Here is a 22,178-nt window from a genome sequence, read left to right on the forward strand (position 1 = left end):
GAAACCGACACGCGAATGCCCCCCGCAGCATGCGGAGGGCATTCGCCATCGATGTGCACCGGGATCCGTCAGGGCCCCGGAACGTTCACCTCGGTACCGGAGTTCAGGAACCGAAGAGATTCTCCAGCGAGCCGAAGCTGCTGCCGCCGCCCCCGGTGCCCGGGTCGGTCGAGACCTCGATGCTGCCGGCCGTCGAGATCGACGTGTTGTGCGTCGCGTCCCCGGAGTAGACCGCAGTGATGCTGTGGGTGCCGTCGGTGGTGAAGGTGTGGCTCAGGGTCGCCACACCGTTGACGACGGGCGCGGTGCCGATGACCTCGGTGCCGTCCTTGAACTCGACGGTGCCGGTGGCGTCGGTCGGGCTCACGGTGGCCTTGAGCTCCACGGCGGTGCCGGTCTCGGCGCTCGCCGGGACGCTCAGTGCGGTGGTGGTGTCGACGATGACGATGTCGGTGGAGACGTCCACGGTGTCCGCGGCCGACGTCGACGGGTTGTGGGTGGCGTCCCCGGAGTAGACGGCGGTGATGGAGTGGGTGCCGTCGGTGGTGAAGGTGTGGTTCAGCGTCGCCACACCGTTGACGACGGGCGAGCTGCCGAGAACGGTTGCGCCGTCCTTGAACTCGACGGTGCCGGTGGCGGCGGCCGGGTCGACCGTCGCGGTCAGGTCCACGGCGGTGCCGTTCTTGGCGGTGGCCGGGACGGTCAGCGCGGTGGTGGTGTCGACGACGGCCTCCGACACCTCGACAGCGGACGCGGCCGAAGTGGACCCGGCGTGCGTGCTGTCACCGGAGTACACGGCCGTGATGCTGTGCGTGCCTGCGGTGAAGGTGTGGCTCAGGGTGGCGGTGCCCGCGGTGACGGGCGAGCTGCCGAGAACGGTGGCGCCGTCCTTGAACTCGACGGTGCCGGTGGCGTCGGCCGGGCTGACGGTGGCGGTCAGCTCCACCGGGGTGGTGGTGTCGGTGGTGGCCGGTGCAGTCAACGTGACAGCCGACTCGACGACGGTCACGTCCACGGTGGCCGCGGCCGAGGTCGACGGGTTGTGGGTGGCGTCACCGGAGTAGACGGCGGTGATGTCGTGATTGCCGGTGGTGGTGAAGGTGTGGTTCAGGGTGGCGGTGCCCGCGGTGACGGGCGCGCTGCCGAGAACGGTGGCGCCGTCCTTGAACTCGACGGTGCCGGTGGCGTCGGCCGGGGCGACGGTCGCGGACAGGTCCACAGCCGCACCGATTGTCGCGGTCGCGGGGGCGGTCAGGGTGGTGGTGGAGTCGACGACCTTGACCGAGACGTCCACCGCGGACACCGAGGAGGTCGATCCGGCGTGCGTCGCGTCACCGGAGTAGACGGCGGTGATGTCGTGGTTGCCGACGGTGGTGAAGGTGTGGTTCAGCGTCGCCGTGCCCGCGTTCACCGGGACGGGCGCACCGATGTCGGTGGCGTCGTCCTTGAACTGCACGGTGCCGGTGGCATCTGCCGGCGCGACGTTGGCCGTGAGGTCGATCGCCTCGTCGGTGTGCGCGGTCGCCGGGACGTTCAGAGTGGTGGTCGACTCGGCGAGCGACACCGCGACCGTCTGCACGCCCGATGCCGAGTTGTAGAAGCCGGCGCCTGCGGTGAACGCCGCGGTGATGTCGTGGTTCCCGGCTGTGGTGAAGGTGTGGTTCAGGGTGGCGTTGCCGCCCGAGACCGTGACCGGTCCTCCGATGTCGACGCCGCCGTCCTTGAACTGCACGGTGCCGACGGAGTTGGCCGGGCCGACGTTCGCCGTCAGTGCCACGGACTGGCCGACCGTCGCGGTGCCCGGGGCGTTCAGTGTGGTGGTCGTCGCGACGTTCGGGTCGGCGACCTGAACGAAGACGCCGAAGTTGTTGCTGCCGCGCTCGCCACCACTCCAGGTGTTCGGCTGGGCCGAGAAGGCGCCGCTGTCGTAGACGCCGGGGGCGGTGCCGGCGGGCACCGTGTAGGTGGTGGTGAGGACGGCCGACTGGCCGGACTTGATCACGTAACCACCGACGAGGAAGGTGCAACCGCTGCTGCAGGTGACCTTCGCGCCGCCGTCCTGCGTCGAGAAGGTTCCGCCACCGCCGGCGTAGCTCAGGGACTGTGCGGTGCGGGTCCAGCCGGCCGGCGGAACCTCGCGCACGTACGCGATCGAGAGCTGGTTCAGCGGCGCGTTCCCGACACCGTTGGCGGTGGTGTAAGCGATCGTGGTCCGGTAGGTGACGGACGCTCCGGGCAGGACGACGTTGCTGCCGACCACTTCCTTGGACAGGAGCAGTTGGGCGTCTTGGAGCGACCGCGACGACTGCGGTGGATCGGCCGCGGCGACGCCGCTGGTCACTCCGAACACCAGCCCGGCCACGGCCGATGCCGCGATCAGTGGTGTCGCGAGGCGACGGGACAGGGACATGGTCACTGCAACCTCCTGTGTGGAAGCGCCGGGGCCCCCGCCCGCATGCGCGCTGAGCGTAATGTTTCGGGCTCGGAAACTACCGGTGCCGACGACGGTAGGGCAATGATTTTCTATTGGGCCATACAGTGATTCGACTGAATTCGATCGAACGAATGACAGTAGTTTTCGGCTGGCCTACGAGCCGAACAGGCCTTCCATCGAGCCGAAGCCGCCGCCGGGGTTGCCGGGGGTGGTCGCGTCGGACACGGTCACGGTCGAGGCCGAGGAGATGCACTCCTTGAATCCGGCCCCTCCGCTGTACGCCGCGATGATCGAGTGGCTGCCCGCAGTGGTGAAGGCGTGCACCATCTTCGCCGCGCCGTCGACGAGGGCCACCGGCCTGCCGATGTCGGACCCGTTGTCCTGGAACTGGACTGTGCCGCCGACCGCGTCGGTGTCGTCGGATGTTCTGACCAGTACCCGGAGGTCAACGGCTTCGCCGGTGGTCGCGGCAGCCGGGACACTCAGAGCGGTGGTGGTGTCCATGATCACGGGATCGGTGATCGTGATGGTGGCCAGTGGCGCCGCTCCGGTGTTGGGCGTGCTCCTGTCGTCGCTCGGGATGCACCTGGTCGCCAGCCACAAGGTGCTGAAGGGTGTTTGTTTGGCGAGGTACGTGTGGAAGTTGGTGTCACTCGCGTACGTGGAGGCGGTTCCGCCGGTGCGTACCTTCGGCTCGATGACGTCCCCGACGCCCGCGACCATCGTGACCTCAACCGCCGGGAGCTGGTACCACGTTTCACCGTTGACGTTGGTGCTCCCGTCGAGATTCCGCTTGGTCTTCGGGACACGAATGCCACCCTCGCCGGTGGTGGACTTGTCCGCACCGTTGCCGATCACCTCGTTGTACCCCGACAGACGGAGAATGGGTCCGTTGTCGTCCACCTCTCCGATGTCGTTGATGCGCAGTACGTTCGGGGTCACGGCGTCGAGGCCCACGGCGGTGTCCGGTACGACTCTGGCGCTCGTGAAGGTGTGGCGCCGGCGGGAATGCCGAGCAGGACCGTCCCCGTGACGATTGCGGAGCATCCGGTCGCCATCACGACGGCGCGGTGAACAGGGTGGAACATGGCTGGACTCCTTTGGAACGGCCGTCGTGGTCACCGGAGTGATGAGCGCAGGACGGGCCGTCGCCGGGTGCTGACGACGAACGCCCCTCACAGTGGTGTGAGGGGCGTCCGTCGGTTACTTGTCAGCGGACCGTGGGGTCCGGGCTCGCACTGGGATCAGGAACCGAAGATGTTCTCCAGCGATCCGCCGCCGCTCGGGTTGCCCCCGTCGGTGGAGACGTCGACGGTGGCAGCCGGCGAGGTCGACGGGTTGTGGGTGGCGTCCCCGGAGTAGACGGCGGTGATGCTGTGGGTGCCGTCGGTGGTGAAGATGTGGTTCAGGGTCGCCACACCGTTGACGACGGGCGCGGTGCCGATGACCGTGTTGCCGTCCTTGAACTCGACGGTGCCGGTGGCGTCGGTCGGGCTCACGGTGGCCTTGAGGTCGACGGCGGTGCCGGTGTTGGCGGTCGCCGGGACGCTCAGCGTGGTGGCGGAGTCGACGACCACGATGTCGGTGGAGACCTCCACGGTGTCCGCGGCCGAGGTCGAGGCGTTGTGGGTGGCGTCACCGGAGTAGACGGCGGTGATGGAGTGGGTGCCGTCGGTGGTGAAGGTGTGGTTCAGTGTCGCCACACCGTTGACGACGGGCGAGCTGCCGAGAACGGTTGCGCCGTCCTTGAACTCGACGGTGCCGGTGGCGGTGCTCGGATCCACGGTGGCGGCGAGGCTCACCTCGGTGCCGGTCTTGGCGGTGGCCGGGACGTTCACCGTGGTGGTGGAGTCGACCACGACCGGGTCGGTGGAGACCTCCACGGTGCCCGCGGCCGAGGTCGAGGCGTTGTGGGTGGCGTCACCGGAGTAGACGGCGGTGATGCTGTGGGTGCCGTCGGTGGTAAAGCTGTGGCTCAGGGTCGCGGTGCCATTGGAAACCGGCGAGCTGCCGAGAACCGTTGCGCCGTCCTTGAACTCGACGGTGCCGGTGGCCTCGGTCGGAGCGACGGTGGCGGTGAGGTCGACGGCGGTGCCGGTCTTGGCGGTCGCCGGGACGTTCAGGGTGGTGGTGGAGTCGACCACGACCGGGTCGGTGGAGACCTCGACGGTGCCTGCCGCGGACGTGCTGGTGGCGAAGCCCTCGGCGCCGCTGTAGACGGCGGTGATGCTGTGGGTGCCGTCGGTGGTGAAGGTGTGGCTCAGGGTCGCGGTGCCATTGGAAACCGGCGAGCTGCCGAGAACCGTTGCGCCGTCCTTGAACTCGACGGTGCCGGTGGCCTCGGTCGGAGCGACGGTGGCGGTGAGGTCGACGGCGGTGCCGGTCTTGGCGGTCGCCGGGACGTTCAGGGTGGTGGTGGTGTCCACCACGTTGACCGAGACGTCCACGGTGGACGCTGCGGAGGTCGACGGATGGTTCGTCGCGTCACCCGAGTACACCGCGGTGATCGAGTGCGCACCCGTCGTGGTGAAGGTGTGGTTCAGGGTCGCGGTGCCGCCCGTGACGGCGACCGGGGCGCCGATGTTGGTGGCGCCGTCCTTGAACTGGACGGTGCCGGTGGCGCCCGCGGGGGCGACGGTGGCGGTGAGGTCGACGGCGGTGCCGGTCTTGGCGGTCGCCGGGACGTTCAGCGTCGTGGTGGTGTCGACGATCACCGGATCGGTGGTGACCTCCACGGCGCCCGCGGCCGAGGTCGACGCGTTGTGGGTCGCGTCGCCGCTGTAGACGGCGGTGATGCTGTGGGATCCGTTCGTGGTGAAGGTGTGGTTCAGGGTCGCGGTGCCGCCCGTGACGGCGACCGGGGCGCCGATGTTGGTGGCGCCGTCCTTGAACTGGACGGTGCCGGTGGCGCCCGCGGGGGCGACGGTGGCGGTGAGGTCGACGGCGGTGCCGGTCTTCGCGGTCGCCGGGACGTTCACCGTCGTGGTGGAGTCGACGACCACCGGGCCCGGATCGTTGATGGTGATCGTCGCCAGGGGGCCGGCGCCGGCGTTCAGGGCGCTCTTGTTGTCGCTGGGGATGCACCGGGTCGGCGCCCACTGCGTACCGAGGAGGCTCGCCTTCGCCAGCGACGTGCTGAAGTTCTGGTCGTTGCCGTAGCTCGCGGCGGACCCGGCGGTGCGCAGCTTCGGCTCGATGACGCCCGACGCCCCGGCGACCATGGTCACGTCCACGGCGGGCAGCCGGAACCAGCTGTCACCGGCGGAGTTGGTGGTGCCGTCGAGGTTCTTCTTGAGCTTCGGGGCCCGGATTCCGCCCTCGGAGTTGGTCGAGTTCGACGTGCCGTTGCCGACGACCTCGTTGTTGCCGGAGAGCCGAACGATGCCGCCGTTGGCGTCCACCGCGCCGCTGTCGTTGACGCGGAGCACGTTCGGGGCGACGTTGTCGAGGTTGACCGCAGTGCCCGGTACCACCGACGCACTGACGTAGGTGGCGTTGCTCGGGATCGCGTAGTCGTACTTGATCCGCGAGACGTTGGTCGTGGTCGCGCCCGAGTCCTTGTCCGGGTACGAGGACGCATTCGGCTGGATGCGGTAGGTGAAGGTCTCACCCGGTGCAACCGTCGCCGGGGCGTCGACTGTCATCGAGGCAGCCACCGTCTTGTCGACGGTGATGATCGACTTCGCCTGGCAGGAGCTGGTGAAGTTGGTGGTCGCGGCATTGGCCGGCGCGCCGATCAACATCATGCCCGCGACGACCGCGGCGGATGTGACCGGCACGGCGACCTGTCGCACTGTTGGTTTGGACATCGACTCTCCTTGCGCCCCTCGGTGGGGTGTTCCGTGGGCCTCGGCTGGATGAAATTCACAACACCATGCCAGCGAGCGTGAGAACTCGTTGCAGTTTTGAGAATTTTCGGTAACGGGACGGCGTGGTTCATCCGTTTGGATGACGTTCCCCTGAAATAGGGGTCTCTACCAGCGCTTTAGAGTTCGATGCCGCGAATAAAAATGTCCATCATTACCATCTTGCCGGGCCGTTGTCCGGCGCTTCGATAGTTGGTTTCAGTCCAAATCGGACTCACGCGCCCAACCGGCGCCGCAGGCGTCGGGCCCGGCAGGGGGCTTGGCCGGTGGTGTGCCGCGGACGATCAGACCGGTCGGGTCGGTCGCGTCGGCTGCCCGGCGCGGATCATGCTGTGCCGCAGTTGGACAGGGTTCGAGCGATGGCCTCCCGTTCGGCCTGGGTCACCCACAGTCCGTACCGTGCCTTCACCTCGACCTGTCGCGCGACATAGGTGCAGCGATACGCGCCGCGCGGCGGCAGCCACGTCGCGGCGTCACCGTTGCCCTTCTTCTGATTGACCGCCCCGGCCACTGCCTGCAGATTGAGCGGGTCATTCGCGAGGGCCGTCCGGGTCGCCTCGTCGAGCTGCTGTGCTCCCGTCTGCCACGCGTTCGACAGCGACACCAGGTGGTCGATCTGCACCAGGGGTGATGTGCTCGGCCCCGAGGCGAAAGCTTTTGTCTCGCCGGTGTATTCGTCGAACAGTGTGCCCGAGGTGACCTTGCATCCCCGGGTGTTGTCCCGGGTGGCGACATCGGTCAGGTCGCGTCGCAGGATGTCGTTGCGGGTGTCGCAGCCGTTGTGTCCGCCCTCGACGTCCACATCGTCGGTCCAGGACTGTCCGAACAGGTCGCGGTCGTATCCCGACTTCGGGGCGTGGCCCTTGACCGGCAGGGTCGACAGCAGGCGGAGGGCATACTCCGACCCCGGATCCGGTGCCGCCGTCGGCGGGTCGGACGGGGCATCGTGCGCCGGGTCCACGGCGATGCTCGGTGCCTGCGGATCGGAAGGCGCCGCGTCCAGGGCCGTACCGCACGCCGCGGACGCCAGCACGGCGCACGCCGTCAGCGACACGAGCGCGGCGCGGCGGCGCAGCGCGGAAGACAGGGCGGTGATCGGGTTCTCCTGGATCGAGGCGGACGCCCATCACTGTGCCCTGTCCGGCAACCGCGGCGCCGTGCGGGTCGCGTCGGGCACCGATAGCCTCGGCACCATGCGAATCAAGATGTGCGGAATCCACGTCATCGATCCCGCCGCGGCGTTCGACTTCTACACGAAGACGCTCGGTTTCCGGGAACTGCTCGCGATGCCCGACCACAACCTGTTCATCGTGAAGTCCCCGGAGGACCCGGACGGTGTCGGGTTGCTGCTCGAGCCGAGTGACAACCCGATCGCCACCGCCTACCGGGAGGGCGTGTACGGGCTCGGGATGCCGACCATCGTGTTCGGGGTGCCGGACGTCCGGGCCGAGTACGAGCGGTTGATCGGGCTCGGTGTTCGCTTCACAGGCGAACCGACCAGCGATCCGTCCGGCGTCTCCGCCGTCTTCGACGACACCTGCGGCAACCTCGTCCAGATTCACCAGGACTGAGCCGGAAGGGGACTCCGCGAACCGCCTCCGTCGCCCTGCGGGCTACCGTCTTGTCAGACAACCAGAGGACTTGGACATCGGAGGTGGGCGTGAGCGGCGAACGTGACGACAGGGTGCTCTCGGTGCGTGATGTGAGCGTGCTGCGGCAGGGGCGAGCGCTGATCGACTCGGTCAGCGTCGACGTGCGCTCCGGGGAGCAGTGGACGCTGCTCGGGCCGAACGGCGCCGGCAAGTCGACGCTGCTCGCATTGTGCGGTGCCCGACTGCATCCGACCCGCGGGACCGTGCACGTGCTCGGGCACCGGCTCGGCCGCGTCGACATGAGGTGGCTTCGCACGCACATCGGCCACGTCGACCCTCGCTCACGAATCGAGCCGTACCTGCCGGTCCGCGACGTGGTCCTGACCGGACTGCACGCCGCCGCGGACCTGCCCAAGCGGTGGGCACCCGCGGAGAGCGAAGCGGAACGAGCCGACGAGCTCATCGGCGCACTGGGCCTGTCCGCCCGCACGTCCGATCGGTGGGCGGTGCTGTCCCAGGGGGAGCGGGGTCGCGCGCTCATCGCCCGAGCGCTGGTCACCGAACCGGACCTGCTGCTGCTCGACGAGCCCACCACCGGCCTCGATCTCGCGGCGCGAGAGATCCTGCTCGACGTCCTCGCCGAACTGCGGGTGCTCCGGCCGGAACTGGCCTCGGTCCTGGTCACTCACCACCTGGAGGAGCTGCCTGCCTCCACGACACACGCCCTCGTCCTTGCCGGTGGCCGGGTGATCGCGGCGGGCCCGGTGGACGAAGCAGTGGACTCCGACGTGATCTCGCGTGCCTTCGAACACCCGATCCGGATCGACCGCAACAACGGCAGGTGGTCGGCCACCGGCGCCGCTCGCGTCCACTGACAATTCGCCACGGACCCGAAAACGACGAAATCCTCCATCCGAAATGCATCGGATGGAGGATTTCGACGACCGTCGGGGTGGCGGGATTTGAACCCACGACCTCTTCGTCCCGAACGAAGCGCGCTACCAAGCTGCGCCACACCCCGGTCTTACCGACTGCCCGTTCCCGGGCAGCCAGCAAAGCTTAGCGCACGACTGCCGAAGAACGCGAAACGCCTGGTTGAACCCCCTGTTTCGGACCCTTCTCGGCGGTCGGAACGAGCGTCAGCAGGGTCGCCTCCGGGCGGCAGCAGAACCTGGCCGGCGCGTACGGCGACGTGCCGATCCCCGCCGACACGTGCAGCTGCATGTGCGCGCCCCACCGCGACGGGCCCTTCACCCTGGACCGGTCGATCTGGCAGTTCGTCACCAGCGCACCGTAGAACGGCAGGCACAGCTGACCGCCGTGCGTGTGCCCGGCCAGCACCAGGTCGTAGCCGTCGTCGGCGAACCGATCCAGCACCCGAGGCTCGGGGGAGTGCGTGATCCCGAGCTTGAGGTTCGCCACCGGGTTCGGAGCGCCCGCGATGGTGTCGTAGCGGTCGCGCTTCAGATGCGGGTCGTCGACGCCGGCGGTCGCGATCCGGACCCCGGCCACCTCGAGCTCGCGGCGGGTGTGCGTCACGTCCAGCCAGCCGCGCTCGGTGAACGCGGCGCGCAGGTCCTGCCACGGCAGCGGCTCGCCGAAGGTGCGCTTGTGTTCCTTGTTGAAGTACTTGAACGGGTTCTTCGGCTTCGGCCCGAAGTAGTCGTTGCTGCCGAAGACGAACAAGCCCGGCCGTGCCAGCAGGCTGCCCAGCGACTGGACCACGGCGGGTACTGCGCGCTGATGCGCCAGGTTGTCGCCGGTGTTGACCACGAGGTCCGGTTCGAGCCGGTCCAGCTCTCGCAGCCAGTTCTGCTTGAGTTTCTGTCCGGGCATCATGTGCAGGTCGCTCAGGTGCAGCACCCGCAGGGTCGACGAGCCCGGTTCGAGCACCGGCATCGTCACCTCACGCAGTGTGAAGGCGTTCCGCTCGATCAGGGAGGCGTAGCCGACACCGAGGGCCGCGGCACCCGCCAGCCCGGCAGCGGTGCCACGGAGGACGGTGCGAGGGTTGTCAAACACCATTTCAGGATACGCAGCGCCGGCAATGGACATGCGCGTCGCCGGTGCGGGCGCGTAGCGTTCGAAACCATGTCCGACTCCACCAGCACCCTCAAAGCCACCCTCCGCGCCGACATGACCACCGCCATGAAGGCCAAGGACACCCTGCGTCTGAAGACGCTGCGGATGGTCCTCGCCGCCATCCAGACCGAGGAGGTGGCCGGCAAGGAAGCCCGCGAACTCAGCGACGACGAAGTCCTCAAGGTGCTCGCCAAGGAGTCGAAGAAGCGCGGCGAGGCCGCCGAAATCTACACCGAGAACGGACGCGGGGAGCTTGCCGCGAACGAGCGTGCCGAAGCGCAGGTCATCGACGGCTACCTGCCCACACCGCTCACCGACGCCGAACTGGCCGACGTCGCCGACACCGCCATCGCCCAGATTGCCGAGGAGCTTGGCGAACGCCCGGGCATGAAGCAGATGGGCCAGGTCATGAAGGCCGCCACCGCCCTCGCCGCGGGCAAGGCCGACGGCTCCCGGATCTCGAAGGCCGTCAAGGACCGCCTCTAGGAGAGCTGGGCGCCTGTGTGTGAATTTCCCGCGGGGAAATTCACACACAGGCGGCCCCGCTACCGGGGCAGAGGCAGGAGCGGTAGCGCGGGCAGGTTGGGCAGCTGGATCTGAATCTGGCCCGGGCCCGGGGCGGGAGAAGCCGGTGTCGTCGCCGGAGCCGCCCGCAGCGTGCCGTCACTGACATAGAGCGTGACCGACGACCCGGGCACCGCGGACCCGGCGGGCGACGAGCTGAGCACCGTGCCCTTCGAGCCGTCCCCCGCGGTCGAGACCGCGTTCACGCCGAATCCGGCCGCCTTGAGGGCCGCGGTCGCCTGCGACTCGCTCATCCCCGCGACCTCCGGAACCTGCGCGTTCTGCGAGCCGCGCTGGTACTTCGGATCGATCGGGGGCAGTTCGGTGGGACCGAACTGATCGGCGATCGGCTTCATCGCCTTGAACCAGGCCTGAGCGGGTTCGTTGCCGCCGAAGACGTTGCCATCGCCGCACTGTCGCAGTGGCGAGGTGCAGATCTCCCGCGGCGTGGGGGAGTCCGCGTACACGTACACGGCGGCCGCCAGGTTGTTCGTGAAGCCCATGAACGCCGACGACATGTGCGACTCGGTGGTGCCGGTCTTGCCCGCCATCGGCAGTGTCCACCCGTTCGCACCCGCAGCCGCCGCGGACGTGCCGCCCGGCTTGTCGTCCTTGCTCATCGCGTTCGCGAGGGTGTCCGCCAGGCCCGGCTCGACGACCTGCTCGCACGCCTGCTGGGTGATCGAGACGGGCTTGCCGTACCGGTCGAAGATCGAGTCGATCGGTGTCGGCGGGCACCACTTGCCGTGCGAGGCCAGGGTCGCGGCGACGTTCGACAGCTCGAGCGGGTTGATCCACGTGGGACCGAGGGTGAACGAGCCGAGGTTCTGCTGCTTCTGCATGTCGGCCAGCGACTGGCCGTCGCCGTAGCCGGACGTGCCCGGCTGCGCGTACGACCGCATGCCCAGCCGCACGGCCATGTCGACCGTCGGGGTCACCCCGACCGACTCGATCAGCTTGACGAACGCCGTGTTCGGCGACTGTGCGAGCGCATCGGTGACCGACAGCGCCGCCGGGTACTTGCCTGCGTTCTCGACGCAGTAGGTGGCGGCGGGGCAGCCCCGCGCGCCGCCGTTGCCCATTCCCTTCACGTCGACCCGTGACGGCACCTGCAGGACCGCGCTGGTGCCGAGACCTTTCTCCATCGCCGCAGCGGTGGTGAACACCTTGAAGATCGACCCCGCGCCGTTGCCGACCAGGGAGTAGGGCTGCGGCTGCACGGTCTCGTTGATCGCGCCGTTGAGGCCGTAGTTGCGGCTGCTGCTCATCGCAAGCACGCGGTGCTGGTCCTGACCGGGGTGGATGACGTTCATCACCTGGGCGACGCCGTCGATGTCCGGCCGGGCGGTCGCGGTCAGGGCTGCGTGCGCGGAGTCCTGCACGGAGGGATCGAGGGTGGTCTTGATCAGCATCCCGCCCTTCTCGACCTGTTCGCGGCTGATGCCCGCGTTCGCCAGGTACTGCAAGGCGTAGTCGCAGAAGAATCCGCGGTCACCGGCGGCGATGCAGCCGCGTGGCAGCGACTTCGGTTCCGGTAGCACCCCGAGCGGCTCCTGCTTCGCCGCGCGGATCTCGTCGGCCCGGTCCGGGATGTTGACGATCATCGTGTCCAGCACGGTGTTGCGGCGCTCGAGCACGCCTTCCGGGTTGGTGTACGGGTTCAGTGCCGAACTGGACTGGACCATGCCTGCCAGCATCGCGGACTGGGTGAGGTTCAAGTCCTTGGCGTCGATGCCGAAATAGGTCTGTGCGGCGTCCTGGATGCCGAAGGACGCGTTGCCGAACGGGACCAGGTTCAGGTACCGGGTGAGGATCTCGTCCTTGGTGAGCTTCTTGTCCAGCGTCAGCGCCATCCGGATCTCACGGATCTTGCGTGCCGGCGTCGTCTCGATCGCGGCGCGGCGCTCGGCGTCGGTCTTGGCAACAACCAGCAGTTGGTAGTTCTTCACGTACTGCTGGTCGATGGTCGAGGCGCCCTGCTGGACCTGACCGCTGGTGGTGTTGGTGAGGAAGGCCCGCACCGTGCCCTGCCAGTCGACCCCCTTGTGGTCCGCGAAGCGGCGGTCCTCGACAGAGACGATCGCCAACTTCATGTCGTTGGAGATCTTGTCGCTCGGAACCTCGAATCGGCGCTGCTCATACAGCCACGCGATGGGGTTGCCCTCGACGTCGACCATCGTCGACACCGCGGGCACGTCACCCTCGACCAGTTCGGCCGAGACGTTGTCGACTGTGTCGGCGGCGCGGTTCGAGACCATGCCGAACCCGCCCGCCAGGGGGAACATCACACCCGCAAGGAGGGCGCCGGCCAGGGCCGTGCATCCAGCGAGTTTCGCGACTGTTTTTGCGATGGGCACTACGACAGGGTACGTGTCCTGTGTGCTCCCGCTCCCAGAGCAACCAGCCGATTCGATCTGGATGCACGTCCGTACCAAAAAAGTGGGTCGGGCATCTTGCGCAGACCGTTATACATTGCCTAAATTGTGACCCAGTGTGATTCAGATAACACTAGATCGGGAATGTGGTGCGTCTCGCCCATGCTAGGGCGGACGCGGGCACTTTCCGGAGCGTCAGCGAGGGCGACGCTTGTACTGCAGGAGGGGCAGAAGATGACCGTGACCACCCCGGGTCGCCGGTTGGACGTTGAAGAGGCTGAGGCGCGCATTGCGTGGGTTACGCAGGCACGATGCCGCACGGTCGATCCTGATCAGTTGTTCGTTCGCGGAGCCGCGCAGCGCAAGGCGGCCACCATCTGTCGGCACTGCCCGGTGCTGATGCAGTGTGGAGCGGACGCACTGGACAACAGGGTCGAATTCGGAGTGTGGGGCGGCATGACCGAGCGTCAGCGCCGCGCACTCCTCAAGCAGCACCCCGAGGTGGAGTCGTGGGCCGACTTCTTCTCGGCACAGCGAAACCAGGCGTCTGTCGTCTGAATCCCTGTCATCCGAACGGATGAATCTTCGGCCGCCGGCCGGGATCTGGCACTCAGGTCCCGGCCGGTGTGCTGTGTGCGGCGGTCGTGGTGGCGACATCACGGCTCGTGCATGCGGAAATCCGCGAAATCGAACCCCGGCACCACGACGCAGCCGACCAGTGCCGCCTCGTCGCCGACCGGCTCGGCGCGCTGCCAGTGTCCGGGCGGCACCACCAGTTGCGGGTGCTGTCCGGCGGCGACGTCGGGGCCGAGGAGCCGGCTCTCCGGCCGGCCGGGTTCGGGGCCGTCTCCGCCGAGGTCGAGTCGTAGTGGGCTCCCGCGGTGGTGGAACCACAGTTCCGCACCGCGCACGGTGTGCCAGGCGGATCGCTGGCCGGGCATGAGCAGGAAGAGGATCGCCGTGCCTGCCGCCCGGTCGCCGGGATAGCCGTCGGGCAGTGCCGACGCGGGGAGTGTGGTGTCGCTGCGCCAGGTCTCGCGGTACCAGCCGCCCTCGGGGTGGGGTACCAGGTTCAGGTGCTCCGCCCACGCGGGTGGCTCGGTCATCCGGCGATCCTCGCAGCTCGACCCGGTTCGTGCAGCGCAGTCGTCGGCTCCGAAGAGTATGCTTGCCGATAGGCAACTATCTTCGGAGGCGCACACCCGTGACCCATCTCCCCACCGAGGACGAGATCACCCGGCTCAAGATCGCACTGGCCCGCATCTCCCGGATCGTCGATCGCCGCGTGTCCGGAGGTGGGCTCACCCGCACGCAGCTGTCGGTGCTCGGCACCGTCGCCCGGCTCGGACCGCTCGGCCTCGGCGCGCTCGCCGAGACCGAGGGCCTGAACCCAACCATGCTCTCGCGGGTGGTCGGCAAGCTCGAGGGGGACGGCCTGCTCCGGCGCAGCGCCGACCCCGCGGACCGGCGCGCGGCCCGGGTGCAGGTCACCGAGGACGGGGAGGCACTGCACCGCCGGCTGCGCAGTGAGCGCACCCAACTGTTCGCCGACGCCCTCGGTCGCCTGCCCGACGAGGACGCCGACGCGGTGGTCGCGGCGCTGCCCGCCATCGAGGCGCTGGCCCGGGAGATCGCGACGACCGCGTCGTGACCACCCTCGCCGAGTTCCGCCGCGACACGTTCTCCTCGCTGGCCGTCCCCAACTACCGGATCTACTTCGGCGGTCAGGCGGTGTCGATGATCGGCACCTGGATGCAGTCCGTCGCACAGTCCTGGCTGGTGCTGCAGCTGACCGGGTCGGGTACCGCGCTGGGATCGGTGGTGGCACTGCAGACCCTGCCGGTGCTGCTGTTCGGTCCCTACGGCGGTGTCGTCGCGGACCGGCTCGACAAGCGCAAGCTCATGATCGGCCTGCAGACGATGATGGGTCTGCTGGCCCTGATCCTGGGCGTGCTCACGGTCACCGACACCGTCGAGCTGTGGCACGTGTACGTGCTCGCGTTCCTGCTGGGTCTGAACAACAGCTTCGAAAACCCCGCCCGCCAGTCCTTCGTGCTCGAGATGGTCGGGCCCGAGGATCTGCGCAACGCCGTCAGCCTCAACTCGGTGCTGGTCAACGCCGCGCGCGCGATCGGTCCCGCGATCGCGGGCCTCGTCATCGCCACCGGCGGACTCGGCATCTGTTTCCTGCTCAACGCACTCAGCTTCGTCGCCGTGGTGGCGTCCCTGGTTCGGCTCGACGTCGCCGCGCTGCGCCCGTCTCCGCCGGCGCCCCGCGAACCCGGGCAGCTGCGGGAGGGCCTGAGTTACGTCGCCCGCACACCGGGCCTGCTCGTGCCGCTGCTGATGATGGCGCTGGTCGGCTGCCTCGCCTACGAGTTCCAGGTGGTCCTTCCCGTACTCGCCCGGGACACGTTCGGCGGCGACGCCAGCGTGTACGGGTTCATGACCGCCGCGATGGGGGTCGGTGCGGTGCTCGGCGGCCTGTTCGTCGCGGCCCGCGGACGGACCGGAATCCCGGCACTGATCGCGTCGGCGGCCCTGTTCGGCGTCGTCATCGGCGCGGCGGCACTCGCCCCGACGTTGTGGCTCGCGCTGGTGCTCCTGGTCTGCGTGGGCGCCGCCAGCGTCGGGTTCCTGTCGGTCGGCAACAGCACCCTGCAACTCGAGGCGGCGCCGCACATGCGCGGGCGGGTGATGGCGTTGTGGTCGGTGGCGTTCCTCGGGTCCACCCCGGTCGGCGGGCCGATCGCCGGTGCGGTCGCCGAGCACTTCGGCGGACGGGTGGGCCTGCTGATGGGCGCGGTCGCGTGTCTGGTCGCCGCTGGACTGGGCACCCTCGTGGTCCGGCGCGACCGTCGAACCGAGCCGGAACCGGCCCCGGTGTCCGAGCCCGTCAGCCCCGACCGGTCAGCTGATCGGCAACCGCCCGCAGCGCCTCCAGATCGGACACCTCGAACGGAAGCGACGGCACCCCGACCACCGGAACCCGCGGATGCGCCCCGGTGAACCGTCCCAGCAGGCGCAGCTCGCGCTGAGCGGTCCGGGCGCGCTCCGCGTGGATCCGCAGGACGGCCACGGTCATCGGGTGCTCGCCCCGCTTCTTGAGCAGATCGGCAGCCGCGACCGCGTGATCGGCCGGTAGCGCGCTCAGCGTCGGGTGGGTTCGGTTGAGGACCAGGCCCGCGAGGGGCATCCCCTCCGAGGAGAGCCGCTCGACGAAGAACGAGGCTTCTCGCAGGGCGTCCGGCTCCGCGGTGGCGACGACGACGAAATGCGTGCCCTGCGCGCGCAGCAGCTCGTATGTGTGCGCGGCCCGTTCCCGGAACCCGCCGAACATCGACTCGAAAGACTGCACGAACGCCGAGGCATCCGAGAGCATCTGGCTGCCGATGATCGTCGAGACCGCCCGCAGCGCCAGCCCCATCGCGCCGGTGACCAGGCGCCCGATCCCGCGTCCCGGCGCCGACAGCAGCCGGATCATCCGTCCGTCGAGGAAGGATCCGAGTCGTTGCGGCGCGTCGAGGAAGTCCAGCGCGTTGCGCGACGGCGGCGTGTCCACGACCACCAGATCCCACTCGTCGCTGGCGGCGAGTTGGCCGAGCTTCTCCATCGCCATGTACTCCTGCGTCCCGGAGAACGAGGTGGCGACGGTCTGGTAGAAGGGGTTCGCCAGGATCTGCTGCGCCTTCTCCGGGGAGGAGTGCTCGAGCACCATGTCGTCGAAGGTGCGGCGCATGTTCAGCATCATCGCGTGCAGCTCGCCGGTCGCGCCCGGTCCGAGCTGCACCGGCTGCGGCGTGTTGTCCAGGTCCTGCACCCCCAGGGCCTGGGCCAGCCGGCGGGCCGGGTCGATCGTCAGCACGACCACCCGCCTGCCCTCCTCGGCGGCGCGCAACGCCATCGCCGCCGCCGTCGTCGTCTTCCCGACGCCACCGGATCCGCAGCAGACCACGATCCGCGCGGCCGGATCGGTGAGGATCGCGTCGACGTCGAGTGCCGCGCTCATCGGACGCCCTGCTCGGCGAGCTGCTCGGCCAGCTCGTAGAGCCCGCCGAGGTCGACTCCGTCGGTCAACGCGGTCAGGTGCAGCCGGGCCACGTCGAGCTTGTCGAGTTCGACCGCGCTGTCGTCCTGGGCGGCCAGCGTCGACGCGTGCTCGATCGTCTCGGTGAGCAGTCCCGCGAAGTCGTCGTCGGAGAGCGTGATCCCCACCGCGTCGAGGCCGGCGCGGACGGCGGCGGCGTCGACGGTGCCCGCCGCGGCGGCCGCCATCGTGTCCGGCGGCAGATACGCGGTGTTGGAGCGGTTGACGATCACCGTGCCCAGGCGCAGGTCGGCGCCCTCGAGTTCCTCGACCGCGTCCGCGGTCTCCTGCACGGGCAACGCCTCGAGCAGCGTCACCAGGTGCACCATCGTCTCGTCCGAGTGAAGCAGCCGCACCACGCCCTCCGACTGCGAATGCACCGGGCCGCCCTTCGCGAGATCGGACATCGCCTTCGTCACGTCCAGGAAGCTACCGATCCGGCCCGTCGGCGGGGAATCGACCACCACCTCGTCGTAGACGGGCACCCCGTTGCGGTCGGAACGGACGACGCACTCCTTGATCTTGCCGGTGACCAGCACGTCGCGCAGGCCCGGCGCAAGGGTGGTCGCGAACTCGATCGCGCCCATGCGTTTCATCGCGCGGCCGGCGAAGCCCAGGTTGTAGAACATGTCCAGGTATTCGAGGAAGGCGGTCTCGATGTCGAGGGCCAGCGCGAACACCTCGCCACCGCCGTCCGCGGTGGCGATCTTGGTCTCGGTCGGCGGCAACGGTGGGACGTCGAAAAGCTGCGCGATACCCTGCCTGCCCTCCACCTCCACGAGCAGCACTCTCCGGCCGCCCGCGGCCAGGGCCAGCGCCAACGCCGCCGCAACGGTCGACTTTCCGGTTCCGCCCTTGCCGGAGACGAAATGCAGCCGGGCCTTGTCGGCCTTGGCCGGCCACTCGTAGGCGGGTGCGTTCGCAGGTGCTGCCACCCCCCGAGCCTATAAGTCGCGGCCGTGAATCGTTGTGCGACCGGCCCCTGACACGACGGCGCAGGGCGGCGGGCGCGGGCACTAGGCTCACCGGCATGAGCGAATTGACTACGTGGGAGTACGCGACCGTCCCGCTGCTGACCCATGCGACCAAGCAGATCCTCGATCAGTGGGGCGGGGACGGCTGGGAGCTCGTCACCGTGCTGCCCGGCCCGACGGGCGAGCAGCACGTGGCCTACCTCAAGCGTCCGAAGGGCTGAGCGCGATGGCGGACTGGAAGGCGCGGCTGGCCGATCTCGGTGTCGCACTGCCCGCGGTGGCCGCACCCGTCGCGGCATATGTGCCTGCGGTGCGGACCGGTGATCTCGTGTACACGTCCGGTCAGTTGCCGTTCGTCGACGGTTCGCTGCCGGTCACGGGCAAGGTCGGTGGGCCGGTCGACGCGGACACCGCGAAGGAGGCCGCCCGCACCTGCGCGCTGAACGCGCTGGCCGCGATCGACGCCCTGGTCGGGCTCGATTCGGTGGTCCGCGTCGTCAAGGTGGTCGGATTCGTCGCGTCCGCCGAGGGGTTCACCGGGCAGCCGGGCGTCGTCAACGGCGCGTCCGAGTTCCTCGGCGAGGTGTTCGGGGATGCCGGCGTGCACGCGCGCTCCGCGGTCGGGGTCGCGGAGCTGCCGCTGGGCGCCCCGGTCGAGGTGGAGCTCATCGTCGAGGTCCGCTGACCGGCAACGACTCTCGTCGGCCCGTCCACTGCACACAGGTGGGCGGGCCGACGTCGTCTCCGCTCCGGACCGCGCAGCACCGGAGGGTCGAGGAGGCCGGAATCCGCGTCCGTAGAGTGTGCCCATGACCCTCGGACATCCGGCTTACGCCCAACTGCGACAGGTCACCCCGATCGCGGCGGTGATGTTGGAGAACAACCCCGGGATGATGACGCTCGACGGCACCAACACCTGGATCCTCCGAGCGCCGGGGCGGGAGGAGTGCGTGGTCGTCGACCCCGGCGAGGCCGACGAGGAGCACCTGCGGCGGGTCGCGGAGGTCGGGCCGGTCGCGCTGACTTTGATCACCCATCGGCACCACGACCACACCGACGGCATCGACCGATTCGTCGAGATGACCGGCAGTCCGGTGCGCGCCGTCGACCCGTCGCTGCGCAGACACACCGACGCCGGCCTGCCCGACGGGGAGCTGATCGAGGAGGTCGGGCTCGCGATCCGGGTACTGCGGACCCCCGGGCACACCAAGGACTCGACGTCCTTCGTGATCGAGGGGGAGGGGTCGGTGCTCACCGGCGACACCATCCTCGGTCGCGGCACCACCGTCCTGGACTCGACCGACGGCGATCTCGGCGACTACCTCTCGTCGTTGCGGTCGCTGATCGACCTGGGGTCCGGTCGGACGGTGCTGCCCGGGCACGGGCCGGACCTGCCCGACGTGCAGGCGGTCGCCGAGCAGTACCTGGCGCATCGAGAGGAGCGGCTCGAGCAGGTTCGGTCCGCGCTCGAGGTTCTGGGCGACGACGCCGCCGTCCGCACGGTGGTCGAGCACGTGTACTCCGACGTCGACCCGAAGCTGTGGCCGGTGGCCGAGCAGTCGGTGCGCGTGCAGCTCGACTACCTGCGACGCTGACTTCGCGATCCCGCACAGCGAGATTCGCAGAAAATGTGTGGGACATCACATAAACGCTGTTGGTCGACGAATGTGCGCTGGTGGCGGGCGGTGTCGCTCGAACGGAGGACGCCGCGGGCCCGGGTGGTGCGGGTTTCTCGGGCTGCGGGAGGTCGTGAGGGACGGTACATATCTGTCCGGCATCGCATTGCGTTGCGGTGCGTAACCCCCTCACAAACGCAAGGAGCAGTACACGTGGGATCCCTCGAAAACCTCGCTGACGAGAACGGCATCGTGCAGCTGATCGGCATGTTCGGCACCATCTTCCAGCTCGATCTCGGCAGCTCCGACAACGGCGGCACCCCCGCCTGAGTGCTGTCCCCACATCGTCGGCGGTGAGTGCGTGAGGGTGCCCCGAGGGGGGCGGTAGTTCGAGCACACGATCCGGCCGTCGAACAGCAGAAGGGCCCCAGTCCCAGCCCGGGACCGGGGCCCTTCTCCTGTCCAGGGTGCCTCGAGCGGGACCCGGCGGCATGTGCGGTCGGGTCGGCCGCGGTCCGACGAAAAGAGCCGCCCACCCCGACAGCGGGGTGGGCGGCTCTCTCTTGCGTCTGCGCTGTGTCAGCGGGCGCGCCGCGCGAGACGCTCGGAGTCGGAGATGAGGACGCTCTTGCCCTCCAGTCGGATCCAGCCGCGGTGGGCGAAGTCCGCCAGCGCCTTGTTCACGGTCTCGCGGGAGGCGCCGACGAGCTGGGCGATCTCCTCCTGGGTGAGGTCGTGGGTGACGCGCAGGGAGCCGCCCTCCTGGGTGCCGAACCGCTGGGCCAGCTGCAGCAGCGCCTTCGCCACACGGCCGGGAACGTCGGTGAAGATCAGGTCGGCCAGGTTGTTGTTGGTCCGGCGCAGGCGGCGGGCGAGAACCCGAAGCAGCTGCTCGGCGATCTCGGGCCGCTGGTCGATCCACGACTTGAGGGCGTCGCGGTCCATGCTCACCGCCCGCACGTCGGTGACCGTGGTGGCCGTCGACGTGCGCGGACCCGGGTCGAAGATCGAGAGCTCACCGAACATGTCGGAGGGGCCCATGATCGTCAGCAGGTTCTCGCGGCCGTCGGGGGAACGGCGTCCGAGCTTGATCTTGCCGGACACGATGATGTACAGGCGGTCGCCCGGCTCACCCTCGTTGAAGATGACGTGCCCACGGGGGAAATCGACGGGCTGTAGCTGCTTGACCAGCGCGGCAACCGCCGAGGGCTCGACTCCCTGGAAGATACCGGCTCTGGCCAGGACCTCGTCCACGTGCGCTCCTTCATCGGAAAAATCGGTGTGGTGGGCGCCACCCTGTGGGGCGGACGTCCACCGGCTCGGCACGTGTGGACGTGCCGACTGTTCGTTGACTTCGATCGAAGTCTATCGTCCCGAACTCGAACAGTAGTGATCGGCGCCACGCCCTGCGCGTCGAGCGAATGACCGGGTACCCGGTCGCAGCGGAGCCTGCGGTCAGCTGGCGCGTCGTTCGGTCAGGTCTTCGTGGTCGTCGAGGGCCCCCCGCCTGCGGCGGAGGTGGAAGCGGGCCAGCGCCCGAGGCAGTCCCTCTTGAGCGAGGGTGGCCACCTCCGCGTGGCTCGCCTTGTCGAGGAATTCCTCCACCTCCTGCTCACGCACCGTGAGCCGGCGCAGCCGGAATTCCACCCGCTCCATCGCCAGCGCAAACAGCATGAGCAGCACTGGGAAGAGCACCACAGCGAGACCTTGCATACGGGGCAGTAAACACCGCCAATGTCTCAGAAGCGAAACGATGCGACGGCGGGTGTCGGGGCCGTCCGTAGAGTTGGACGGGTGTCGACCACTGTTTCCCAGACCCCGGCGAGGGGCCGCGCGGCGTCGCCCGCCGGGGGCCCGAAGCGGGACGAGACCCGGCTCGGTCTCGTCCGCCGGGCACGCCGGATGAACCGGCGCCTCGCGGAGGCGTTCCCGCATGTCTACTGCGAGCTCGATTTCAGCACCCCGCTCGAGTTGTCGGTGGCGACGATTCTGTCCGCGCAGTGCACTGACGTGCGGGTTAACCAGGTGACGCCGGCCTTGTTCGCCCGGTATCGGACGGCTGCCGACTACGCCGGAGCCGATCGCGCGGAGCTCGAGGAGTACATCCGAACGACCGGCTTCTACCGCAACAAGGCGAACTCGATCATCGGGCTCGGGCGGGCTCTGGTGGAACGATTCGACGGCGAGGTTCCGGGGAACATGACCGATCTGGTCAGCCTGCCCGGGTTCGGTCGCAAGACCGCGAACGTCGTCCTCGGGAACGCCTTCGATGTGCCGGGAATCACCGTCGACACCCATTTCGGGCGGCTGGTGCGGCGGTGGGGCTGGACCGCCGAGGAGGACCCCGTCAAGGTCGAGCGCGCGGTCGGCGAACTGATCCCTCGGAAGGAGTGGACCCTGCTATCGCACCGGGTGATCTTCCACGGGCGGCGGGTCTGCCACGCGAAGAAGCCGGCCTGCGGGGTGTGCGTCCTGGCGAAGGACTGCCCGTCGTACGGCGCCGGACCGACCGATCCGAGTGTGGCCGCCGCTTTGGTCAAGGGACCCGAGACCGAACACCTCCTCGACCTGGCGGGTCGGTGAACCGG

21 protein-coding genes and 1 tRNA gene are annotated in these 22,178 nt (G+C 68.9%); 10 read left to right on the top strand and 12 right to left on the bottom strand.

The window, feature by feature from the left end; all coding sequences use genetic code 11:
* Nucleotides 1-103: 103 nt before the first annotated feature.
* The 4 genes from ACWDUM_RS12105 to ACWDUM_RS12120 form a co-directional block, all read right to left on the bottom strand.
* On the bottom strand, nucleotides 104-2,410 hold the full coding sequence (locus tag ACWDUM_RS12105; protein WP_450134208.1) for a beta strand repeat-containing protein: 2,307 nt from the start codon (nucleotides 2,408-2,410) through the stop codon (nucleotides 104-106).
* A 177-nt stretch (nucleotides 2,411-2,587) separates the two neighbouring features.
* Nucleotides 2,588-3,391, bottom strand: a complete 804-nt coding sequence (locus ACWDUM_RS12110; protein ID WP_450134150.1) for an Ig-like domain-containing protein — start codon at nucleotides 3,389-3,391, stop codon at nucleotides 2,588-2,590.
* A gap of 287 nt (nucleotides 3,392-3,678) precedes the next feature.
* The gene (locus ACWDUM_RS12115) at nucleotides 3,679-6,243 is read right to left on the bottom strand and encodes a beta strand repeat-containing protein (RefSeq protein ID WP_450134151.1); all 2,565 of its coding nucleotides are present in this window, start codon (nucleotides 6,241-6,243) and stop codon (nucleotides 3,679-3,681) included.
* A 382-nt stretch (nucleotides 6,244-6,625) separates the two neighbouring features.
* Nucleotides 6,626-7,354, bottom strand: coding sequence for an HNH endonuclease family protein (locus ACWDUM_RS12120; RefSeq protein ID WP_450134152.1), 729 nt, complete (start codon nucleotides 7,352-7,354; stop codon nucleotides 6,626-6,628).
* Nucleotides 7,355-7,493: 139 nt separating this feature from the next.
* Between ACWDUM_RS12120 and ACWDUM_RS12125 the strand changes: the two genes are divergently transcribed.
* Together ACWDUM_RS12125 and ACWDUM_RS12130 are read left to right on the top strand one after the other, a co-directional pair.
* On the top strand, nucleotides 7,494-7,871 hold the full coding sequence (locus ACWDUM_RS12125) for a VOC family protein (protein ID WP_450114879.1): 378 nt from the start codon (nucleotides 7,494-7,496) through the stop codon (nucleotides 7,869-7,871).
* A gap of 89 nt (nucleotides 7,872-7,960) precedes the next feature.
* Nucleotides 7,961-8,767: an ABC transporter ATP-binding protein gene (locus ACWDUM_RS12130; RefSeq protein ID WP_450134153.1), complete on the top strand. Its 807-nt coding sequence runs from the start codon at nucleotides 7,961-7,963 to the stop codon at nucleotides 8,765-8,767.
* A 72-nt stretch (nucleotides 8,768-8,839) separates the two neighbouring features.
* Here the strand turns inward: ACWDUM_RS12130 and ACWDUM_RS12135 are convergent.
* Nucleotides 8,840-8,913: transfer RNA gene (locus tag ACWDUM_RS12135), tRNA-Pro, on the bottom strand.
* A 38-nt stretch (nucleotides 8,914-8,951) separates the two neighbouring features.
* Nucleotides 8,952-9,914 (bottom strand): metallophosphoesterase, encoded by a 963-nt coding sequence (locus ACWDUM_RS12140; protein WP_450114881.1) that lies wholly within the window; start codon nucleotides 9,912-9,914, stop codon nucleotides 8,952-8,954.
* Between the two features lie 69 nt (nucleotides 9,915-9,983).
* On the opposite strand from ACWDUM_RS12140, the gene ACWDUM_RS12145 reads away from it, so the two are divergent.
* Nucleotides 9,984-10,460 (top strand): GatB/YqeY domain-containing protein, encoded by a 477-nt coding sequence (locus ACWDUM_RS12145; RefSeq protein ID WP_450114882.1) that lies wholly within the window; start codon nucleotides 9,984-9,986, stop codon nucleotides 10,458-10,460.
* A gap of 59 nt (nucleotides 10,461-10,519) precedes the next feature.
* Here ACWDUM_RS12145 and ACWDUM_RS12150 read toward each other — a convergent pair whose 3' ends face one another.
* Nucleotides 10,520-12,823 carry a penicillin-binding protein gene (locus ACWDUM_RS12150; RefSeq protein WP_450134209.1) on the bottom strand — a complete coding sequence of 768 codons (2,304 nt, stop codon included), beginning with the start codon at nucleotides 12,821-12,823 and terminating at the stop codon, nucleotides 10,520-10,522.
* A gap of 324 nt (nucleotides 12,824-13,147) precedes the next feature.
* Here ACWDUM_RS12150 and ACWDUM_RS12155 point away from each other — a divergent pair, with 324 nt between their 5' ends.
* Complete coding sequence (locus ACWDUM_RS12155) at nucleotides 13,148-13,471, top strand: WhiB family transcriptional regulator (protein ID WP_450114883.1); 324 nt, start codon at nucleotides 13,148-13,150, stop codon at nucleotides 13,469-13,471.
* Nucleotides 13,472-13,569: 98 nt separating this feature from the next.
* Here the strand turns inward: ACWDUM_RS12155 and ACWDUM_RS12160 are convergent, their stop codons facing one another.
* The gene (locus ACWDUM_RS12160) at nucleotides 13,570-14,019 is read right to left on the bottom strand and encodes a cupin domain-containing protein (RefSeq protein ID WP_450134154.1); all 450 of its coding nucleotides are present in this window, start codon (nucleotides 14,017-14,019) and stop codon (nucleotides 13,570-13,572) included.
* A 98-nt stretch (nucleotides 14,020-14,117) separates the two neighbouring features.
* On the opposite strand from ACWDUM_RS12160, the gene ACWDUM_RS12165 reads away from it, so the two are divergent.
* Entirely contained in the window at nucleotides 14,118-14,564 is a 447-nt protein-coding gene (locus ACWDUM_RS12165; protein ID WP_450134155.1) for a MarR family winged helix-turn-helix transcriptional regulator, read from the top strand.
* Nucleotides 14,561-15,922: an MFS transporter gene (locus ACWDUM_RS12170; protein ID WP_450114886.1), complete on the top strand. Its 1,362-nt coding sequence runs from the start codon at nucleotides 14,561-14,563 to the stop codon at nucleotides 15,920-15,922. Before ACWDUM_RS12165 ends, ACWDUM_RS12170 begins: the two co-directional genes overlap by 4 nt.
* On the opposite strand, the gene ACWDUM_RS12175 is transcribed toward ACWDUM_RS12170, so the two are convergent.
* Both ACWDUM_RS12175 and ACWDUM_RS12180 read right to left on the bottom strand, forming a co-directional pair.
* The gene (locus tag ACWDUM_RS12175; RefSeq protein WP_450114887.1) at nucleotides 15,810-16,922 is read right to left on the bottom strand and encodes an ArsA family ATPase; all 1,113 of its coding nucleotides are present in this window, start codon (nucleotides 16,920-16,922) and stop codon (nucleotides 15,810-15,812) included. The genes ACWDUM_RS12170 and ACWDUM_RS12175 overlap by 113 nt on opposite strands.
* Complete coding sequence (locus ACWDUM_RS12180) at nucleotides 16,919-17,935, bottom strand: ArsA family ATPase (RefSeq protein ID WP_450114888.1); 1,017 nt, start codon at nucleotides 17,933-17,935, stop codon at nucleotides 16,919-16,921. Before ACWDUM_RS12180 ends, ACWDUM_RS12175 begins: the two co-directional genes overlap by 4 nt.
* 95 nt (nucleotides 17,936-18,030) lie before the next feature.
* Between ACWDUM_RS12180 and ACWDUM_RS12185 the strand changes: the two genes are divergently transcribed.
* The 3 genes from ACWDUM_RS12185 to ACWDUM_RS12195 all read left to right on the top strand — a co-directional run bounded on the left by ACWDUM_RS12185 (nucleotide 18,031) and on the right by ACWDUM_RS12195 (nucleotide 19,569).
* Complete coding sequence (locus ACWDUM_RS12185; RefSeq protein ID WP_085999530.1) at nucleotides 18,031-18,195, top strand: DUF4177 domain-containing protein; 165 nt, start codon at nucleotides 18,031-18,033, stop codon at nucleotides 18,193-18,195.
* Nucleotides 18,196-18,200: 5 nt separating this feature from the next.
* Nucleotides 18,201-18,659: a RidA family protein gene (locus tag ACWDUM_RS12190; protein ID WP_450134156.1), complete on the top strand. Its 459-nt coding sequence runs from the start codon at nucleotides 18,201-18,203 to the stop codon at nucleotides 18,657-18,659.
* Nucleotides 18,660-18,783: 124 nt separating this feature from the next.
* Nucleotides 18,784-19,569 (top strand): MBL fold metallo-hydrolase, encoded by a 786-nt coding sequence (locus tag ACWDUM_RS12195; protein ID WP_450114890.1) that lies wholly within the window; start codon nucleotides 18,784-18,786, stop codon nucleotides 19,567-19,569.
* Between the two features lie 600 nt (nucleotides 19,570-20,169).
* Here ACWDUM_RS12195 and ACWDUM_RS12200 read toward each other — a convergent pair.
* Together ACWDUM_RS12200 and ACWDUM_RS12205 are read right to left on the bottom strand one after the other, a co-directional pair.
* Nucleotides 20,170-20,844 carry a Crp/Fnr family transcriptional regulator gene (locus ACWDUM_RS12200; protein ID WP_007536532.1) on the bottom strand — a complete coding sequence of 225 codons (675 nt, stop codon included), beginning with the start codon at nucleotides 20,842-20,844 and terminating at the stop codon, nucleotides 20,170-20,172.
* Nucleotides 20,845-21,045: 201 nt separating this feature from the next.
* Nucleotides 21,046-21,303, bottom strand: coding sequence for a hypothetical protein (locus tag ACWDUM_RS12205; protein ID WP_450114891.1), 258 nt, complete (start codon nucleotides 21,301-21,303; stop codon nucleotides 21,046-21,048).
* A gap of 189 nt (nucleotides 21,304-21,492) precedes the next feature.
* Here ACWDUM_RS12205 and nth point away from each other — a divergent pair, with 189 nt between their 5' ends.
* On the top strand, nucleotides 21,493-22,173 hold the full coding sequence (gene nth / locus ACWDUM_RS12210) for an endonuclease III (RefSeq protein WP_450114910.1): 681 nt from the start codon (nucleotides 21,493-21,495) through the stop codon (nucleotides 22,171-22,173).
* Nucleotides 22,174-22,178 lie beyond the last annotated feature (5 nt).

Source organism: Rhodococcus sp. NPDC003322, from assembly GCF_053589555.1.

What these genes read in the sequence shown, in the direction of transcription:
- ACWDUM_RS12175 (WP_450114887.1), bottom strand. Translation starts at nt 16,922, where the DNA reads ATGAGCGCGGCACTCGACGTCGACGCGATCCTCACCGATCCGGCCGCG.
- ACWDUM_RS12190 (WP_450134156.1), top strand. Translation starts at nt 18,201, where the DNA reads ATGGCGGACTGGAAGGCGCGGCTGGCCGATCTCGGTGTCGCACTGCCC.
- ACWDUM_RS12205 (WP_450114891.1), bottom strand. Translation starts at nt 21,303, where the DNA reads ATGCAAGGTCTCGCTGTGGTGCTCTTCCCAGTGCTGCTCATGCTGTTT.
- ACWDUM_RS12105 (WP_450134208.1), bottom strand. Translation starts at nt 2,410, where the DNA reads ATGTCCCTGTCCCGTCGCCTCGCGACACCACTGATCGCGGCATCGGCC.
- ACWDUM_RS12160 (WP_450134154.1), bottom strand. Translation starts at nt 14,019, where the DNA reads ATGACCGAGCCACCCGCGTGGGCGGAGCACCTGAACCTGGTACCCCAC.
- ACWDUM_RS12125 (WP_450114879.1), top strand. Translation starts at nt 7,494, where the DNA reads ATGCGAATCAAGATGTGCGGAATCCACGTCATCGATCCCGCCGCGGCG.
- nth (WP_450114910.1), top strand. Translation starts at nt 21,493, where the DNA reads ATGAACCGGCGCCTCGCGGAGGCGTTCCCGCATGTCTACTGCGAGCTC.
- ACWDUM_RS12115 (WP_450134151.1), bottom strand. Translation starts at nt 6,243, where the DNA reads ATGTCCAAACCAACAGTGCGACAGGTCGCCGTGCCGGTCACATCCGCC.
- ACWDUM_RS12150 (WP_450134209.1), bottom strand. Translation starts at nt 12,823, where the DNA reads ATGTTCCCCCTGGCGGGCGGGTTCGGCATGGTCTCGAACCGCGCCGCC.
- ACWDUM_RS12195 (WP_450114890.1), top strand. Translation starts at nt 18,784, where the DNA reads ATGACCCTCGGACATCCGGCTTACGCCCAACTGCGACAGGTCACCCCG.
- ACWDUM_RS12145 (WP_450114882.1), top strand. Translation starts at nt 9,984, where the DNA reads ATGTCCGACTCCACCAGCACCCTCAAAGCCACCCTCCGCGCCGACATG.
- ACWDUM_RS12155 (WP_450114883.1), top strand. Translation starts at nt 13,148, where the DNA reads ATGACCGTGACCACCCCGGGTCGCCGGTTGGACGTTGAAGAGGCTGAG.
- ACWDUM_RS12185 (WP_085999530.1), top strand. Translation starts at nt 18,031, where the DNA reads ATGAGCGAATTGACTACGTGGGAGTACGCGACCGTCCCGCTGCTGACC.